This window comes from Carboxydothermus pertinax (genome assembly GCF_001950255.1).
Taxonomy (GTDB): Bacteria; Bacillota; Z-2901; order Carboxydothermales; family Carboxydothermaceae; genus Carboxydothermus; species Carboxydothermus pertinax.
This window is the reverse complement of the sequence record NZ_BDJK01000066.1, coordinates 1-17886: the sequence shown is the minus strand read 5'-3', so window position 1 is coordinate 17886 and position 17886 is coordinate 1. Positions and strand designations below refer to the sequence as shown.

General features: G+C 42.1%; 18 protein-coding genes and 1 riboswitch. Of the genes, 10 read left to right on the top strand and 8 right to left on the bottom strand.

Annotated elements, in window-relative coordinates:
- Positions 1 to 71: 71 nt before the first annotated feature.
- Together cpu_RS12890 and cpu_RS12885 are read left to right on the top strand one after the other, a co-directional pair.
- Positions 72 to 458, top strand: a complete 387-nt coding sequence (locus tag cpu_RS12890; RefSeq protein ID WP_075860389.1) for a hypothetical protein — start codon at positions 72 to 74, stop codon at positions 456 to 458.
- Between the two features lie 90 nt (positions 459 to 548).
- Positions 549 to 1187 (top strand): hypothetical protein, encoded by a 639-nt coding sequence (locus tag cpu_RS12885; RefSeq protein WP_075860388.1) that lies wholly within the window; start codon positions 549 to 551, stop codon positions 1185 to 1187.
- 46 nt (positions 1188 to 1233) lie between these two features.
- Here the strand turns inward: cpu_RS12885 and cpu_RS12880 are convergent, their stop codons facing one another.
- Both cpu_RS12880 and cpu_RS12875 read right to left on the bottom strand, forming a co-directional pair.
- Positions 1234 to 1941, bottom strand: a complete 708-nt coding sequence (locus cpu_RS12880) for a class I SAM-dependent methyltransferase (RefSeq protein WP_075860387.1) — start codon at positions 1939 to 1941, stop codon at positions 1234 to 1236.
- 13 nt (positions 1942 to 1954) lie between these two features.
- On the bottom strand, positions 1955 to 2929 hold the full coding sequence (locus tag cpu_RS12875; protein ID WP_075860386.1) for a 4Fe-4S binding protein: 975 nt from the start codon (positions 2927 to 2929) through the stop codon (positions 1955 to 1957).
- 352 nt (positions 2930 to 3281) lie between these two features.
- Here cpu_RS12875 and cpu_RS12870 point away from each other — a divergent pair, with 352 nt between their 5' ends.
- The 5 genes from cpu_RS12870 (at position 3282) to cpu_RS12850 (ending at position 9634) form a co-directional block, all read left to right on the top strand.
- Entirely contained in the window at positions 3282 to 4574 is a 1293-nt protein-coding gene (locus tag cpu_RS12870) for a DEAD/DEAH box helicase (protein ID WP_075860385.1), read from the top strand.
- 25 nt (positions 4575 to 4599) lie between these two features.
- Positions 4600 to 4706, top strand: a riboswitch (TPP riboswitch).
- A 70-nt stretch (positions 4707 to 4776) separates the two neighbouring features.
- The gene (gene thiT / locus cpu_RS12865) at positions 4777 to 5292 is read left to right on the top strand and encodes an energy-coupled thiamine transporter ThiT (RefSeq protein ID WP_075860384.1); all 516 of its coding nucleotides are present in this window, start codon (positions 4777 to 4779) and stop codon (positions 5290 to 5292) included.
- Entirely contained in the window at positions 5293 to 5910 is a 618-nt protein-coding gene (locus cpu_RS12860; RefSeq protein ID WP_075860383.1) for a thiamine diphosphokinase, read from the top strand.
- Positions 5911 to 6321: 411 nt separating this feature from the next.
- On the top strand, positions 6322 to 8073 hold the full coding sequence (locus tag cpu_RS12855; protein WP_075860382.1) for an SH3 domain-containing protein: 1752 nt from the start codon (positions 6322 to 6324) through the stop codon (positions 8071 to 8073).
- Positions 8074 to 8254: 181 nt separating this feature from the next.
- Positions 8255 to 9634: a NapC/NirT family cytochrome c gene (locus cpu_RS12850; RefSeq protein WP_075860381.1), complete on the top strand. Its 1380-nt coding sequence runs from the start codon at positions 8255 to 8257 to the stop codon at positions 9632 to 9634.
- 43 nt (positions 9635 to 9677) lie between these two features.
- Here cpu_RS12850 and cpu_RS12845 read toward each other — a convergent pair whose 3' ends face one another.
- From cpu_RS12845 to cpu_RS12830, 4 genes are all read right to left on the bottom strand, one after another.
- On the bottom strand, positions 9678 to 9947 hold the full coding sequence (locus cpu_RS12845) for a putative Se/S carrier protein (protein WP_075860380.1): 270 nt from the start codon (positions 9945 to 9947) through the stop codon (positions 9678 to 9680).
- A gap of 131 nt (positions 9948 to 10078) precedes the next feature.
- Positions 10079 to 10771: a NifB/NifX family molybdenum-iron cluster-binding protein gene (locus cpu_RS13720; protein ID WP_075860379.1), complete on the bottom strand. Its 693-nt coding sequence runs from the start codon at positions 10769 to 10771 to the stop codon at positions 10079 to 10081.
- 70 nt (positions 10772 to 10841) lie between these two features.
- Positions 10842 to 11483: an undecaprenyl diphosphate synthase family protein gene (locus cpu_RS12835; RefSeq protein WP_075860378.1), complete on the bottom strand. Its 642-nt coding sequence runs from the start codon at positions 11481 to 11483 to the stop codon at positions 10842 to 10844.
- 15 nt (positions 11484 to 11498) lie between these two features.
- Positions 11499 to 12719, bottom strand: coding sequence for an MFS transporter (locus tag cpu_RS12830; RefSeq protein ID WP_075860377.1), 1221 nt, complete (start codon positions 12717 to 12719; stop codon positions 11499 to 11501).
- Between the two features lie 110 nt (positions 12720 to 12829).
- Here cpu_RS12830 and cpu_RS12825 point away from each other — a divergent pair, with 110 nt between their 5' ends.
- Complete coding sequence (locus cpu_RS12825; RefSeq protein WP_075860376.1) at positions 12830 to 14224, top strand: glucose-6-phosphate isomerase; 1395 nt, start codon at positions 12830 to 12832, stop codon at positions 14222 to 14224.
- 44 nt (positions 14225 to 14268) lie between these two features.
- On the opposite strand, the gene cpu_RS12820 is transcribed toward cpu_RS12825, so the two are convergent.
- Positions 14269 to 14964 (bottom strand): HAD family hydrolase, encoded by a 696-nt coding sequence (locus cpu_RS12820; protein WP_075860375.1) that lies wholly within the window; start codon positions 14962 to 14964, stop codon positions 14269 to 14271.
- 30 nt (positions 14965 to 14994) lie between these two features.
- Positions 14995 to 16014, bottom strand: coding sequence for a uroporphyrinogen decarboxylase/cobalamine-independent methonine synthase family protein (locus cpu_RS12815; RefSeq protein ID WP_075860374.1), 1020 nt, complete (start codon positions 16012 to 16014; stop codon positions 14995 to 14997).
- A 75-nt stretch (positions 16015 to 16089) separates the two neighbouring features.
- Between cpu_RS12815 and nrfH the strand changes: the two genes are divergently transcribed.
- Both nrfH and cpu_RS12805 read left to right on the top strand, forming a co-directional pair.
- Entirely contained in the window at positions 16090 to 16503 is a 414-nt protein-coding gene (nrfH, locus tag cpu_RS12810) for a cytochrome c nitrite reductase small subunit (protein ID WP_075860373.1), read from the top strand.
- Positions 16504 to 16525: 22 nt separating this feature from the next.
- Positions 16526 to 17791 (top strand): ammonia-forming cytochrome c nitrite reductase subunit c552, encoded by a 1266-nt coding sequence (locus cpu_RS12805; protein ID WP_077177358.1) that lies wholly within the window; start codon positions 16526 to 16528, stop codon positions 17789 to 17791.
- Positions 17792 to 17886 lie beyond the last annotated feature (95 nt).

Below are 17886 nucleotides of genomic sequence, written 5' to 3'. Positions count from 1 at the left end.
GCGGCTTTAAAATAAAAAAGCAGGAAACGCCCTCCTTAGGGTCGAATAGATAATTTAAGGAGGGATTTTTATTGGCTAAAAAACTTGGAATAGCAATCTTTTTTTTCATAATTATTTTTGGCATCATAGCGTATGGCTTTCGGGTCTGGGAAAAGCCGGATGAGGTTTTTGCGCGATTTGAGCTGGCGCTAAATCAGGGTGATAGGGTACAGGCACAGGGTTTACTTTCGCGAACCATTAAAAACGATATTTCCCAGGATAAACTTTCTTCGCTGGATAGTTTTGTCCACGAAATGGAAAAAAAGGGTTTGTCCTTTAAGCCCACTTTTCCTGAATTTTGCCGGGACTTCTTTTACCGGGAGTTTAAACGGGGAGTTTCTCAGGAGGATATGGTTTATACCGTGGAAATTGGCCTTATTCGCGAGTGGGGTGGGTGGAAAGTGGTGAGTGTGAGGTAATTCCCAAAAGGTTTTAAAAATTTGCAGGAAATCAGGGAAAAAGGGAGAATATATCATTAGTGTTTGATAATACAAGCGGGAGGGAAAGAGATGCAGCGCTTTTTGGTTGTTGCTTTTTTAGTACAATTACTTTTGTTAGTGACTTTGGGGGGAGCGATTGGTGCCGGACCCGGGGCTTTTGTGGATAAAGAAACGGGGATTTTAGTAAAAACTGCTACTCCAGAGGATACAGCAGTTTCCTTTTATGCCCTTTTGGAAAAAGGACGCTGGCAACCGGCGTATAGGTTAATGACGAAAATGTCCCGGGAAATGATTTCCGAAGCGGATATGGAGGCTTCGGTAAAACAGGTGAAGATTGCCAAGTCGCGCCTTATTAAAGTATTTCCAGCGGTTCACAAGGGTGAATTTGCTACTGTTGGCCATGTGCGGGTAATCCAGTTAGAAAACCAGCCTAACGAAATGGCCATTGTGGGGATTGCGGTTTTACGACAAAATCCGGAAACCCGGGCCTGGGAGATTGTTCGGGTGCCCAACGAAATAGAAAACGTTTATGGTGATATCTTGGATTTAATCTTAAAAACCGATGAAGAGATGAGTAAGGAAGATTTTGCCGGCGAAAATCTTACCCAGGAGCAGCTTACCCAGATCAAAGACCAAATTAAAGCGATGAAAGAAATGCACCTTGCTCAAAAGAAAGCTTTCGAGCAAGGTACCGTACCAAATCAATAATATAAATTTAAAAAACCCGCCTTAAGTAAAAAAGGCGGGTTTTAAGTTATTTCTGTGCCCAAAACACCAGATCCCGGCCTTCGAGGTCATAAGGGGCTAAGGTAAAATCCCGGTAAAAGTTTATTTTTCTAAAACCAGCAACCTCCAAAAGGGTTTTTAATTCGTCCACTGTAACAGGATATAAAAACATTTGGTCGGTGTAAATTTCCCCTTTTTGCGGAAAGATTAGTTCAATAAAAAAGCGTACTTGGGATCCTGTAAGCTCGTATCTTCGGCGGAATATTAAATCAAACTCCGGGAGTTTTTTTTCGGGAAAAGGATAAGTACCGGTATTTAAAAATAAAGTAAAGTTTACGATTTGACCAATTAATAGGCCGCCAGGGATTAAATGGTTGAAAAAATTGGCAAGGGCTTTTTTAATTCCCTCAAGTCCTAAAATTGGTAATGTATTTCCGATACAGTAAATACCGGAAAAAGATTCCTCTAAATGAAAAGAAGTAAGGTCAAGGGTAATAAATTTTAGATTTTCTTTACCCTGGGCCTTTTTCTTTGCAAGCTTAATAAATTCAGGATTTATGTCTATCCCCGTAATCTCAAAACCTTTTTCAGCCAGGGAAAGGGCGTAATTTCCGGTACCGCAACCAGCGTCCAAAAGCTTTTTTCCTAAGGTAAATAGCCTTTCTAAACGATCTACTACAATTAAATTTGCCGGAAACAATAAGTCGTAGTACTTATTTAAAAGAGAAAAGCCCATCCATCCTTCCCCCTTAGTGGGAAAGTTTATCGACCAGCGGGAAGTAAGCCTGCCAGAGCTCGGGCAATACCCGGGAGTGCCAGTGTCCGGTAAGCTCGGCGATAATCATGCCACCTATAAAAAAGCCCAGAAGCAGTAAAGAATACTGGATAGGAGTTAAAGTGATATTTGCCAATTTACTGCCAATTAACAGGGTATTTTTTACCGGGCAGGCTTTAAGGCAACTCTGACACAATGTACATTCAGGAGAAGTTACAGCTTTTCGAGTAGAAATCTTAAGATTGCTGGGACATATTTTATCACATTTTTTACAGGAAATACAACTTTGGTTATTTCTTTTTATAGTAATTGGCGAAAAAAAGGCAAAAATATTCATAAATGCGCCATAAGGGCAGAGGAACCGGCACCAGAAATGGGAAAATATAAGGGACAAAACAATTAAAACGAAGAGTACTTTTACGGTTAAGGCTGACGGGTTTAAAAAGAATTTCAGCATTTTTATATCGACAACAGCATTGTACGGTGATTGAACAAACTGCCAGGCAGCATCATAAGGCATGTCAATTAGAATTACTTTAATAAAGAACAAAGCAAGAAGATATTTAATGCTGGCAAGGACATAACCAAGCCAGGCAGGGATTATTAAATCCCCGGGAATTACTTTTTTGCGTAAATTGTATAAAAGTTCTGAGACTGTGCCGATGGGACAAATATGGCTGCAAAATCCCCGCTTAAAGAGAAAAGCTCCCAGTATAATTAAAATTAAGATTGTAAGGCCCGCCGGATGTACCGGGTCAAAAATTCCGGTAAATATATAGCTTTTTAGAGCTACTAGTGCGGAGATTGGCAGAAATCCTTCAATGGAAGGAAAGCGGTACTTTAAGGCTGAAGCTCCCTGGGTGGGGAAAAGAACTACTGCCTTATAAAAGAAAAATCCAGCTACAGCAAAAAAGACCAGGTAGTAATACTGAATAAACTTTCGCTGCAAAGCTAATACCCCCTTTTACCCGCGATTATAAAATAATAGTACAAATTTTTCTGTGATACTTCTCACAAACAAAAATAACCCTTGCTCAAAGAGTAAAGATGGTTTATAATAACAAAGGCAAGAAATGGAAAGCCTTTCTGCCGCAAAAGCAGAAAGGCTTTTTATGTAGTATGCGGTCGGTTGTCAGTGGTCAGGGGGCTATTGATTTTGGAGGGCTGGCTTCAGCCCGCATTAATATTCTTATGGTCTATTGGAGCTGAACCTACAATAATATTACAGGCTTAACTCCTCTTAAAGCATAACCTAAGAAAATTTGCCCAAATTAAAAATAAAAAAATAAGGAGAGTTTTAAATGGAAGAATTTAAAAAACTTGGTTTAATTCCGCCCCTTTTAAAAGCGGTAGACGAACTGGGGTATGAGCAGCCCACCCCGATTCAAAAAGAGGCTATCCCGCTGATTTTAGAAGGGCATAATTTAGTTGGCCAGGCTCCCACCGGCACCGGAAAAACGGCGGCCTATTTACTTCCGGTTCTGCAAAAATTAGCCCGGAGGAAAAAAGCCCAGGCGTTAATCGTTACCCCTACCCGGGAGTTAGCGTTGCAGGTTGCCGATGAAGTGGCAAAACTCGGGAAATACCTTAAAGTAAGAGCGCTTGCGGTCTATGGCGGTCAGGATATAGAGCGGCAAATCCGGGGACTTCGCCAGGGGGTAGAGGTGATCGTTGGAACCCCGGGGCGAATTTTAGACCATATCGGTCGAAAAACTTTTCCGGAAGCGGATATCAACACCGTAGTTTTGGACGAAGCTGATGAAATGTTAGATATGGGCTTTATTGATGATATTGAAGCTATTTTGAACCGTTTAACCAACCGCCAGCAGACATTATTGTTTTCAGCAACTTTGCCGGCACCCATTAAGACCATTATTAAAAAGTTTTTAGGGGAGTATAAAACGGTAAAACTAGTGGGCAAGGAAAAGACCGTGCCGGCTATCCGCCAAATATATTACGAGCTTCCTGAAGCGGAAAAGGTTGAAGGAGTTGTCCGGATTTTAAATAGCGAACTTCCGACCCAGGCCATAGTGTTTTGCCGGACCAAAAAACGGGTGGACGAAGTGGTGGAGCAGTTAAACTACCGCGGTTATGCCGCTAAAGGCTTACATGGGGACATGAGTCAGCGGGAGCGCACCCAAACTATTAAAAGCTTTAAAGCCGGGAAAACCGAGCTTTTGGTAGCTACCGATGTGGCAGCGCGGGGGCTTGATATACCTGAAGTTTCTCATGTCATAAACTATGACATCCCCCAGAACCCGGAAAGTTATATTCACCGGATTGGGCGTACCGGCCGGGCGGGTAGAGAAGGAAAAGCTATTACCCTGATTACCTACCGCGAGCGCAAGCTTTTAAGGGCCATTGAAGAAGCAATAAATAAGCGTTTATGGCGGGAAAGGCTGCCGGAACCCGTTGATTTAGAAGAGGCCAAATACAGGAAATTAGCAAAGAAAATTCGGGATACCATAAGCATGGGGGTACCGGCGGCGTTTTTGGAAATGGCAGCCAAACTTTTAGAAGAGGAAGAGTCGGACCAGGTTTTAGGTGCAACTTTGTATCTTTTGGAAAATCGGTCTTTACAGCAAGATATTTAAAGGTTATAATTAGTAAAAAATAACAGGTGGCCACTGGGGGTGCCGGAAAATCCGGCTGAGAGGGAGGCTTCTCCCAACCCTTAGAACCTGACCCGGGTAATGCCGGCGTAGGGAAAGTGGGTTAAATTGAAGATAAGCCCGTTTTCCGCTTTGCCGGAGGCGGGCTTTTTTGTACGGTGGCCGGGGAAAAGGAGGGTGTTTTATGAAAGGTTTAAATTTGCGGATGGTGACCCGCGGAGGGTTAGCTTTAGCGCTGGGGGTAGTTTTAAGTTTAATTAAAATCTGGCAGATGCCCCAGGGGGGCTCAGTTACGCTCTTATCCATGCTGCCGGTAATTTATTTTGCCTATACCGAAGGGCTTTTACCGGGGATACTGGTAGGCGTACTGTACGGATTAGTCCAGTATTTAATTGAGCCGTATTTTGCCCATCCCCTGCAGTTTCTTTTAGATTATCCGGTAGCCTTTGGAGCCCTGGGTTTAGCGGGTCTTTTTGCTAATAAGTCGCCGTATCCGGGAGTGGTACTGGCAATTTTGGGCCGGTTTTTGTCTCACCTCGTTTCCGGAGCGGTGTTTTTTGCCAGTTACGCTCCAAAAGGCCAAAATCCCTGGGTGTATTCGGCTATTTATAACGGAAGCTATCTACTGCCGGAACTGTTTTTAACTTTAGGGGCGGTTTTCTTTCTTAAAATATTTGAAAGATTGCGGAAGGTGGTGTAAATGCGAGTAGTGATCTTTGCCGGGGGTGAAGCCCCCGGCTTTTTGCCTGATATAACTTCTGATGATTTTCTTATTGCAGCGGATAGCGGAGCCCTTTTTTTACCAGAAGGACTACTACCAAATCTTTTGCTGGGGGATATGGACTCCTTACCGAAAAACTGGCAGGAGGAGTTCATAAAGAGAGGGGTTAGGCTTAAAAGTTATCCTACCGAAAAAGATTTTACGGACTTAGAAGCAGCGGTGGTCATGGCACAAGATATGAATGCTGAGGAAATTATAGTGGTAGGGGGGTCCGGGGGCCGAAGCGACCACTTTTTTGCTAATTTAATGCTTCTCGGGAGCTGTAGCCGACCCGTAACCTGGTACAGCTCTGATTTTATTGGATATTTAAACAAAAAACCCCTTATTCTAAAAGGAAAACCCGGGCAGTTATTTTCGGTAATTCCCCTCACCGGAGAAGTTACCGGTCTTGTCATTAAAGGTGCTAAATACCAGCTTTTTCGGGCCAATTTATCCTGGGGTACTACCTTGGGTCTCTCCAATGAGTTTATAGCTGATACGGTTGAAATTTCCTGGGAGGCCGGAAAGCTCATACTGCTGCAAATTTTCCAAAAATAAAAAGGTTTAAAATTTGCTAAAATTTGGTCCAAAACTACTTTTGAAGAGATGTTATCAAATACCCATAAAAACCTTACCGCAGTAGTGGTAGGGTTTTTTATTTTATTGGATAATAGATTTTTTTGAAAATATTTCTACTAAAAACAGCAAAATGTCAAGAGATAAAAGACTTAAATCATTTTATGCATATAAATAAAATTTATACCATAAAAAGCAGGGAAATCCATGAAAAAGTCGAAAAATGCATATTAAGGAAAAAAGGTGCAAGTTAATTAAGCAAATTTATTGAAGCTTTGTTTCTTAACACCCTAAAGGCTTAATCCCGGGAGGTGCTGGGCTATAAGTAAAGATTATTTATCGCCTTGCCTTTCCCGGTATTAATATTAAAAAACCGAAAGGAGAGGTGATGTAATGAGGAGGAAAAGCTTAATCTTTATCTTGCTGGCGGGCTTTGTACTCCTGTTTAGCGGTACCGCCCTGGCTGCAGACCACTCGCAGGGCAAGGATTGTTTATCGTGTCACCCGAAATATGATCATTCCAGGCTGCAAAAGTATGAGGGGTCAAAAACCTGTTTACCCTGCCATTCCGACCAGGTAAACGAAGTTATCCATTCGGACCACTACACCTGGCAGAGTAAACCGGTAAATCTTATTGATGCCTCGGGTAAATCCTGGCCAGCCGATAAGCCGGTAGGTAAACTTGGGGGGTTAAATGATTTCTGCATTACCCCGGATATTAACTTTTTGGGAATTTTAACCAATAAAAATGGCGTTAATGTAAAAGGTGGTTGTGCTCAGTGCCACATTGGTATGGGGGGAAATCCTGCTAAGCTTACGGAAGAACAAAACAAGGAAAATGTAGACTGTTTACTTTGCCATGCTGACTATGCGGTATATAACAGAAACCTTAAAACTGTAGTTTATGGTCAGGATGGAAAATATTATTATATTCCCAATACTGCGGTAATTGATATTGTTTACCTTAAAAAAGCAACGGTTGCTGGAACCGTTGATATCACTGCAGCATTAAAATCCATAAAGAAAACTCCGGATAATAAAAACTGCCTCCAGTGCCATGCTTTTGCCGGTGGTGGCGCTAACAACAAGCGGGGAGACTTGGAGCCAATTCACATGACCGATCCGGCTAAAGTAGATGTCCACATGGGTAAAGGATTAAGCTGCCTTAGCTGTCATAAAACTGAGAACCATAAAATTGCCGGTAGAGGTGTGGATTTACGGACCAACGAGTTAAACTATAACGTCCGTTGTGAAAACTGTCATACCACCTCGGTTCACAAAGGCCCTCTGGGGGCAACCTTAAATAACCATATTAAGAGCATCGACTGCACTACCTGTCACGTAACCGAGTATGCGATAACTCAGTCTACCGATGTTTTCCGGGATTGGTCGCAGGCGGAATATAATAGTGTTACCGCGCTTTATGAACCTAAGATTGAACGGGGCCAAAACTTAAAGCCGGTTTACCTCTGGTGGAATGGTACTTCTTATGCTCAACCGACCGATGCACCGGCGGTATTTAATAAAAATAACAAGTATGTACCGGACCGAACTACAAAACCTGATTACGTAACTTTGTTTGCCCCAATTGGTTCGATTAACGATCCTAAAGCTAAAATTTTCCCCTTCCGTTACCACTATGCTTATATGCCTATCGATCCGGTTACCGGTAAATTCTTCCCGGCATTAGCGGGTTATGTATTTATGACCGGTGATACTTTGGGTGGTTTTACCAAGGGGTATAAAATGTGGTTTGGGGTTGATTTAGTAACACCCGTGAAGTGGGTATATGCGGAACGTTATATGGGCTTATACCATGAAGTGAAGCCGGCAAGCCAGGCTTTATCCTGTACTAGCTGTCACAGTAACCGGGGCATTCTTGATTGGAAAGCTCTTGGTTATAAAGGAGATCCAATTCTTTATGGTGCCAGAAAGCTTGCTACTACTCCAGTAGTTAAAACTTATACGGTGACTAAAACTACTTATCTTTATGCGACTGCTTCTACCAAAGCTTTTAAGCTCACTACCCTTAAAGCTGGTACGAAAGTAACTTATGTAAGTACTTCGGGCAACTACTATAAAGTCCAGGTAAAGGTAGGTACCAATACCTACACCGGCTACGTATTAAAATCTTATCTTAAATAATAATATCTAAAATTTTAGATAAGAAAAGAGGGGTTAAAAACCCCTCTTTTCGCTGAAAATAAAAAATTAATAATACCATAAAAATATGCTGGTTTTAAAGGAATTATTACAATAAATGTCGAATTAAAGTAATATTGAATTAAAGTAATGTCGAATTAAAGTTATGAAAGGGGGTGAGACGGTGCAAAAAAGGCTCCTCTGGGTGATAATAATTGCGGCGGCAATTGTAGCGGTAGCAGCTCCTTTTGCTATACACGAAACCAGTAAACCAACTTTTTGTAATACCTGCCATTCGATGAAGCCGTATGTAACTGCCTGGAAACAGTCAAACCATGCAAAAACCGATTGTATGTCCTGCCACCGGGACCCGGGGTTTGTGGGACTTATGAAAGTAAAAGTTGGGGGGCTACGGCAGGTAGCGGTGGAACTTATCCAACGGCCAGATCCAAAAGAAATTAAAGGGAAGGCCGAAGTCCCCAATCGCCGGTGTGAATCCTGCCATAAATTATCAAATCTTTCTGGACCGGTGGGAATCACTTTTAGTCATGAACTCCATGCAAGTAAGAAAGGTTTACAATGCGTTACCTGCCACGGTGACTTAGTGCACGGCAGTCCCAAGACTTTAAAAATGCAGGATTGCCTAGATTGCCACAAAGAGAAAAATGGCCCGACAAAATGTGAGAGTTGTCACCAGGACAAAGCTACAATGAAACCCCAGAACCATGACGCCAGGTGGATTGCTGCTCATGGAACTGAGGCGAAAAAAGATTTAGCTTCTTGTACTACCTGTCATACTGGGGATTTGGGCCAAGAAAAATACTGTAACTCCTGCCATAATGGTGTGCAAATGCCCCACCCCGAGGGTTGGGCCAAAAACCACAAGGTTTCTGATGTAAAAGTATGCAATACTTGTCATGAAAAACCGGTGGAAGGTGGTAAGGCGCAAACTTGTATTAGCTGCCACAAGGTGGAAATGCCACATCCGACTTCATGGACTAAGGATCACGGTAAGTTTACCCTGCAAAATAAAAACGTAAACTGCTATTCCTGCCATACCAAAACCGAATGCAGCAGTTGTCACAAGGTAGATATGCCTCACCCTGCTTCTTGGCTTTCGACCCATGGCAAAACAGCGTTAGCTAAAGGGACAAGTAGCTGTTACGGCTCCTGTCATACTAAAGCAACCTGCGATAGTTGCCATAAAGTACCGATGCCCCATAGCAATAGCTTTAAGACTACAACTCACGGGGCTACTGCTTTAGCCAAAGGAAGCAGTACTTGCTATACCTGTCACAGCAAAACTGAATGTAGTACCTGCCATAATAATGTCAAACCCCATGATTCTGGATTTTTTGCAATTCATAGCAGTGAATACGCTAAAAATCCGGCAAAATGCAATACCTGTCATACCAATAAAACTACCTGCAACAGCTGTCACAGCAAAATTGGCCATACGGAAGATTGGATTTCCCGCCACGGTCTAGCGGTAGGGCAGTATGGCTCGGAGCAATGTGTCACCTGTCATGACCGTACGAAATTCTGTAGCAGTTGCCATCAATAAAAGATAAAAGGGGCTTTTCCGGGAAAAGGAGAAGCCCCTTTACTTACATTAAAGATAAAAGCTTTTGGTAAAATCTCTTCTTTTTTTCGTCAGTAACTGGATAAACTCCTTCTACTGGAATCCCCTGATTTTTGGCCAAAGCCAGTACAGCCTTTGTTGCTTCTTTTTCAATTAAGAGACAGGTGCCGCAGTCGGAGCGGATTTCTCGAGGTAAAGGTATTATTTGGAATTTTAAAGAATTTTTCTTTAAAACATCTTCCAATTGCAACAGGTGGTGAATGGACGGGAAAGTCAAAAAGATCAGTTCGGACATAAATACCCCTTCTTTTCGGCGACTCTAACATTATTATATATAAAATAGTAGAAAATGGGAAATAACAATTTAGAATAATTCTTCAATCTTGTTTTATAACCTAAAAGTTCCCGTCCCTCTTGAAAAACTTCTTAACAGCTTCCCTCAAAAGTGTCAAGACTGCCTTCTAAGTACTTTTCCACGGCTTTTTGGGCATCTTTTTCAGGAGTTAATACTGGAGTTATCCCGTGGGCTTTTAAGTCTTCCTGCATCCGCCAGCCCATACCGCCGGAAATTACCACGCTAACACCGTCGAAAGCTTTAATAATCCGAGCATGGCTTCCGCCGTGACCGTGACCGTGTTCGTGATGGTGATGGTCATGGTGGTGGTGATGGGAACCGTGAAAAGTATTTTCTAAAACTTCGCTGCTCACAATTTTTCCCTCTTCAACGGTAAAAATAATAAACTTAGGAGCGCTACCAAAATGAGCGCTGACATCCTGACCGGTAACTGACGCCACAGCAATTTTCATGTTTTTCTCCTCCCCTGGATTTTTATAAGTAAAGCTTCCTCCTTCAATTTTTAAAACATACCCGAGGATCAAAGCCCGGGCAATTTTTTCCCGAGCGGTTTTTAAGATCCGGTGAAAAGTAGGCCTGGAAACTCCCATTTTTTCGGAGGCCTCAATTTGCTCTAAGCCTAAAAGATCTTTTAACCTCACCGCTTCCATTTCTTCCTGAGTCAGGGTTATTTCTAAAAGTTCACTTTTTGGAATACCTGCAGGCTTAAAATATTTAACCGGTGATAAATATCCTACCTGGCGGCATTTTGGTGGCCGCGGCATGCCGCACCTCCTTTTTGAACATAATTTCATTATTACTATAACACAATAATGAACATATGTCAATAATAAATTAACCACCTAAGGTAATATCCTGTTCCTGATACCAGGAAAGGGCCTGGTAGAGGTGTTCATCTTTAAAATCCGGCCAGTAATCATCAATTACGTAAAAATCAGCATAAATCGATTGGATTGGTAAAAAGCCCGAAAGCCTACGCCGCCCGCCCCAGCGAATAATTAAATCCACCCGAGAGATGTCAGCGGAAGGTAGCGCGGAAAAACCTTGAGCTAAATGCTCGAGGTCCCATTTCCAGCCATAATTTACTAAAAAATTTACCTTTACTGAACCTTTGCCAAAAACCGTTCTTTTTTGGGTATAGGGTAAAAGTTCCGGGGGGAACTGGGGTGAGGAGGTATTTCCCACGACTAAAAGGGCCGCATCCCTTTGGGATAACCTTTTTACCGCTTCAACGCAGGCTTTCCGGAAAGCATCCCGTTGATAGCTAGGCCTCTTAGTGTTATCAACGGTGAAACCATAAAAGGTTAGTTCGGGAATACCCAGTGCTAAGCATAATTCGTAAAGGCGAATTCCGGGGTCAAGCCCAAAGAAATAGCCTTTTTCTTTAGTCATTCCCTGGGCTTCGGCCCAGCGGCGGTTGCCATCGGGAATTATACCTATATGTTTTGGTAAGCGCTTAAAAAAATAAGAAACCATAATATCCCTCCGGATTTATGGTTTCCTTCCCAGGGTAAAATTAATCATCAAAATTAGAATTAAGGCTAAAATTGCGCCGACGGCAAAAGTCCCGGCAGCGTTTAAGTAATGGCTAACAGTTCCGGCAAAAAGGCTTCCTAAAGGAGCAAAGCCGGCAAAAACGGTAGTATAAATGCTCATTACCCGACCACGGTAGGTATCGTTTACATTTTTTTGGAGATAAGAATTGCTACCGGAATTAAAGGCTATAGTAAAAAAGCCGGTTAAAAATAACAATACCATGGCCAGTATTGGCTTTTTTGCTAAAGGCATCGCCAGTTGCAAGAAAGCCATTAAAAAGGCACTGGTGTTAATTACCTTATTTAAATTAAGCTTTTTCGAGAAGGTAGCCATAGAGAGGGCTCCCATCAGTGCTCCCAGCCCAAAAGACGACATCATAAAGCCAAACATCTCTGCTGGAAGCTTTAGATCTATCCGGGCTAAAATGGGAATTAAAACGCTAAAATTCATAGCAAAAATGCTTAGGACTGCAACTACCAGTATTGTTTTTAAAAGCTTTTGGTGACTCTTTAGATAACGAAACCCCTCGGTTAAATCTTCCTTGAGGGAAGTAGGGGACGATTTTTTTCGAGCCTTTAAATTGTCCATAAGGAAAAGCCCTGCCAGTACGGCGGTAAAACTTAAAGTATTGATGAAAAAACAGGTAGCCGAGCCGTACTTAGCTAAGACCACACCGGCTAAGGCCGGTCCTAAAAGCCGGGCTAAGTTAAAGATGGAAGAATTTAAGGCAATAGCATTGGTTAAGTCTTCAGGGCCTACCAAATCAATAACAAAAGCCTGGCGGGTGGGCATATCAAAACTATTGGCGATTCCCAGACCAAAAGCGATAAGTAAAAGGTGCCAGTAGCTAATTAAGTGTAAGGATGTCAGAACGGTTAGAAACCCCGCCAGAGCCATCATAAAGGATTGGGTGATAATTAGAATGCGCTTTTTCGGGAAGCGGTCGGCGGCTACCCCACCAACGACAGACAAAAAAGTCATCGGCGCAAACTGAACGGCGGATAAAACTCCTAAAAGAAACGGGGAACGGGTTAGCTCTAAGGTAAGCCAGAATAGGGCTACTGACTGCATCCAGGTTCCAATTAACGATAAAGCCTGACCGAAAAAAAACAAGCGGTAATTTTTATGGGATAGGGCTGAGAAAGTTCTAAGTTTAATGGATAACTCTTTGGCCATTTAAACCCCTCACTTTTCCTAATACTATTTTAGCATATAGTTTCTTTAAAATACCAAAAATTTTGGGTAAAATAGGCAGTGGAAAACATTTAAACTTATGGAGGGATAAAATGGTGTTAAAAATTGATTTAAATAATGTTTTTCACCCTCTTCTTCAGGATGAGGGGTTAAAAGAACAGGATATTAGTAGTTTTAAGGAAAAATTTAATAAAGCCTTTTTAAATCTGCGGGAAAAAAAAGAAAAACAGGAATTGGGCTTTTTTCACCTGCCTTATTTTCCAGAAGAAGAAATAGTTGAAATTGAAAAAACCGCTCAGGAAATAAAGGAAAAGTTTTCTTATTTTGTTGTACTAGGGATTGGTGGTTCGGCATTAGGCCCGCTGGCGGTACATACCGCTTTAAATAATTTAAGGTACAATGAATTACCGGACGAGTTAAGGGGCGGCCCGAAATTTTATGTGGAAGATAACATTGATCCCGAAAGAATGGCTTCCCTCTTCAAAGTAATTGAACCGGAAAAGACTGTTTTTAATGTTATTACCAAATCCGGAGCTACCGCCGAAACTTTATCCCAGTTATTAATAGTTACTGAGCTTTTAAAGAAAAAGGTAGGACAGCGCTTTACTGACCATCTTATTTTCACTACCGACCCGGAAAAAGGAAATCTCCGGGCGCTGGCCCGGGAACTTGGGGTAAAAACCTTTGCTATTCCTTCCAATGTAGGTGGTCGTTTTTCGGAACTAACTCCGGTTGGCCTTTTGCCGGCAGCGGTTACCGGGATTAAGATCCGTGAACTTCTAGCCGGGGCCCGGGAGATGGCGGAAAAATGTGAACGGGAAAACTTGTGGGAAAATCCGGCGGCATTGGCGGCGGCTATTCACGTTTTGCTTTTAGAACGGGGAAAAAATATGGCGGTGATGATGCCGTATGCGGATAGTTTAAAATATATGGCCGATTGGTATGCTCAATTACTGGGGGAAAGTATCGGTAAAAAGTTAAACTGCCGGGGAGAAGAGGTTTATGTAGGACAAACTCCGGTTAAAGCTTTAGGGGTCACCGATCAGCATTCCCAGGTGCAGCTTTATACCGAGGGACCTTTTGACAAGCTTTTGCTTTTCTTGGAAGTGGAGAATTACCGGAATACGGTGGTGATTCCTCCGGACTTTCCGCAGTATGCCGAATTAAAGTTTTTAGGCGGGCATACTTTAAATGAACTTATTATAGCGGAAAAAAAAGCTACCGAATTTGCCCTGCTAAAAGCCAGGAGGCCTAATTATACCATTATCTTTCCGGAAGTAAATCCCTATACGGTGGGAGAGTTCCTCTATTTCCTGGAAGCGAAGATTGCTTTTATGGGGGAGTATCTTGATATTAACGCTTTTGACCAGCCCGGGGTGGAAGAGGGTAAAAAAGCTACTTATGCCCTTTTAGGGCGGGAAGGCCTTGAAGAAAAGCGGCAGGAAGTATTAAGGGTACAAAAAGACCCAAAATATATACTTTCCTGACCGCTGACCACAGTTTTACTAGGGTTTGCTTCAGCCAGCGTGATTTAATAATTTTCTCTTATAAACCGGTACAGCTCGCTAAAATCCCCGGAAAAGTCAGGAGTCCGGGGATTTTCCCTTTTTACTTCAAAATCTTTAAGTAAAAAAGTCTTTAGGCCTAAGTCCCTGGCTACCAGGTCCTCTGCGGGGTCATTGCCTATCATTAAACATTCCGAAGGCCTGGCGTTAATTTTTTCTAGTATTTCTTTATAGTAATTTGGATTTGGTTTACAGTAATGCATGTTGTCGTAATGGGTAATAAAACAGAAATATTTGGGAGATAAATTGGCCCAGGAAAGTCGTTCAACTATTGCGCTTTTAGGAAATAAAGCGTTGGTAGCAAGCACCAAGGTGTGGCCTTTTTTATAGAGGTAGCGAATCATAGGTCTAGCCAGGGGATGGGGCTTAAAATATTTTCCAATGTTTTTAAAAGAGGTGTGATAAAACTTTTCAAAAACATAGCGAAGTTCGGCAGTCCCGGGATAAACCCGGTCAAAAGCCTCCCAGAAAACTTCACTGTTTGTTCTAGCTCCAGTGTTTTGGACCATTTCCTCGGTGGCTGCTAAGATTGCTTTGATGGTGAGATCCGGGTCAAACTTCCTCCGTACATAGTTTTTTACTTCCTGTAGATAAAGTTTTAAAAAATAGTCAAGATTTAACGGTAGCAAGGTGCCGTCTAAGTCAAAAAGTATGTAAGCCATCTCGCTCTCCCTCCCTTAAACAGTATTTTATCATAAAAAGTAATTTCGCAAGAGGTCTTTTACCCGGTTGGTGATTTGAAAAGCCCGGGTGACTAAAGTTTCGTCTTTATTAACCAATGAGCAGCGGGCCGGGGAGAGGGCTGATTGAAATAGAAGCATTTCCCGGTTAATTCCCCGGGATATTAAATCTTCAATGAGTTCTTTCATTAAAAGAAACAGGGAGTTACTGGTTTCGTTTTCAGCTACTCCTTCCCAGGTTGGTACAATTCCCCATACAATAACCGCACCGCGTTCTAAAAAGGTGGCAATTTCGTTTGTATAGAGCTTAAAGATTGGCCCGTTAGTGAAAACATCCAAGGAAAGAATTTCCAAAGGCATGGTGAGGAGAAAAGACCAGTCGGGATTGCCGCAGAGGTGCACACCTTTGGGACCTTCTATCTGGGATAAAAAAGAAAGGTATTCGCTGTGGGCTTTATGATTGGGATAGCCCGAAAAAGAATTAAAGATAAATTCCAGGCCAGGTTCATCAAACCAGATAAAAGCCTGGTTATTTTTTTGTTGTAGCTTTTGATACATAATATTGGCCTTTTTGGCTAAAAAATAAAAAAGAAATTCTTTAATTTCATCGTTATATAAAATGGGAGTTAAGTTTTTATCGGTAATTTTCAGACCATAGCTAATGGGGCCAATTAACTGCCCCCGGATAGCAGGATAGCCCGAGAGGTCTTGGGCTAAAAATTTTTCATAGGTTAAGGAGTAGGGGTGGGTAAGGTCAAACAATTCAGGACTGCTTTCGGCTTTTTCTAAAAAATCAAGAAGTTCTGTCCCAAAAACGTCAGTATCAAGGATTATTTTTTCTTTTTCTTGATCGATAAGAATTCCGGGGAAGTTTTGCGATGCCTGGGCATACATGTCCTCATAAAAGCTTAGTTTAGGTAGCTCGGGGAAGAAAGGTATATCTAGGGTTAAAGCAAGAGATATTGCTTCATCGATATTGGTATGGGGCATAATCCCCATAGCGGTCGTGGCAAAAGGGGGAAATTTTAACATGTTTTTACCTCCTTGGTTTTTTATATATTTTAATGCTTTTTAAACTATATTTAAAGCAAAAAGGTAGGAGATAGTATGCGAGGATTATTTTATCTTAGTATTTTCTTAGTGACAATTTATACTGTTTTTTTCTTATTAGGTCTGGGGACTGTTCATGCTTATTTAGATAGCCCTAAATTCTGTTCTAGCTGTCACGTAATGGAAAAAGAGTATCAGGGATATTTAAAAAAGCCTCACAGCGGAAAGGTAAGCTGTGGGGGATGCCATTTACCGGCGGGGTTTCCCCGGTACGGTATTGAAAAAACTTATTCGGGAATTAGAGATTTTCTTTCTTTTTCTTACCGTACTTATCCTGATGTAATTAAAATCTCTGCTCGTTCGCAAAAAATTGTGGAGGAAAACTGTCTTCGCTGCCATCAAGGGGCTACGGAAAAGCTGTTGGGAGTTGCCCAGCGGTGTACCTTTTGTCATCGCCAGGTATTTCACTGAGAACTGTTAGGAGGGGATAATTTTGACTCGCAAAATAACTTTTGGAATTATTATAGTTGCTCTAATTTTGCTTGCGGGAACATTTGTAGCTTACTTTACTGCCAAAAACGGTGTTCCCTATAAAACTTTGACAACCGGTTTTAAAAAAGATGAAATTGACCCCCAAATGTACGGAGAAAAATTTCCGGTTGAATATAAATATTACTTAAAAAATAAAGAAATGGCTTTGGCTCCCAGTAAGTACGGAGGCTCGGTAAAAAGAGACCACCTCAAGGAATTTCCTTATATGAAAACCTTATGGGCGGGCTTTGCCTTCAGTAAAGAATATACTGAAGACCGGGGTCATGTTTATGCCCTGGAAGATGTTAAGGAAACCAAAAGGATTTCCGAAAAAACAGCTTTAGCCTGTATGACCTGTAAATCTTCCCAGGTACCGGTTTATATGGACAAATGGGGAGTAGATAACTTTTATAAAGCCAGATTTAGAGAAAAACAAAATCTTTTCACGATACCGATTGGCTGTTATGACTGTCATGACGCTAAGACCATGAAGTTGCGCATTACCCGGCCGGCGTTAAAAGATGCGTTAAAACGAATTGGCCGGGATCCGGAGAAATTTACGGAAAAAGAACTACGAAATTACATCTGCGCCCAGTGCCACGTAACTTATTATATTGACAGGGAAACAAACCGGGTAATCTTTCCCTGGGATGGGGGAGTAGATCCGGAAGATATGTTCCGGCATTATGAAAAAAGAAATTTCTATGAGTGGATCCATCCTTTAAGCGGCACTAAAATGCTTAAATCCCGCCACCCGGAGTTTGAAATGTTTTCGGGGAGCGTGCACAGTGCAGTGGGGCTTACCTGCGTTGATTGTCATATGCCGTACGTTTATGAGGGTGGCAAAAAATATACCAGCCACTGGTGGACTTCTCCGTTAAGAACTTTAGAACAATCCTGCCGCAAATGCCACCGGGAAGAGGAGGCTAAGCTTAAAGAGCGGGTCTTTTACATCCAGGACCGAACCTATGATTTACTAAATCGGGCGGGGAAAGCCAATGAAGAAGCTATTAGAGCTATAAATGAAGCAGTATATTCTCCGGGGTCAGATAAAGCTTTAATTGAAAAAGCGCGGAAGCTTCACCGGGAGGCCCAGTGGTACTGGGATTATGTCAGCAGCGAAAATTCCATGGGCTTTCATAACCCGGAAAAAGCCCTGACTACGCTGGGTAAATCCATTGACCTTGCCCTTAGAGCTAAAGCTACCGCCCTCCAAGCCAAAAAGTGAACAAAAGGGACGGTTCGAGAGGACTGAAAAAGTAACATTTTTTAGGCGCAAATTGGCTTTTTATAGCTGTAAAATCTTCCTTTAAACAAATATTT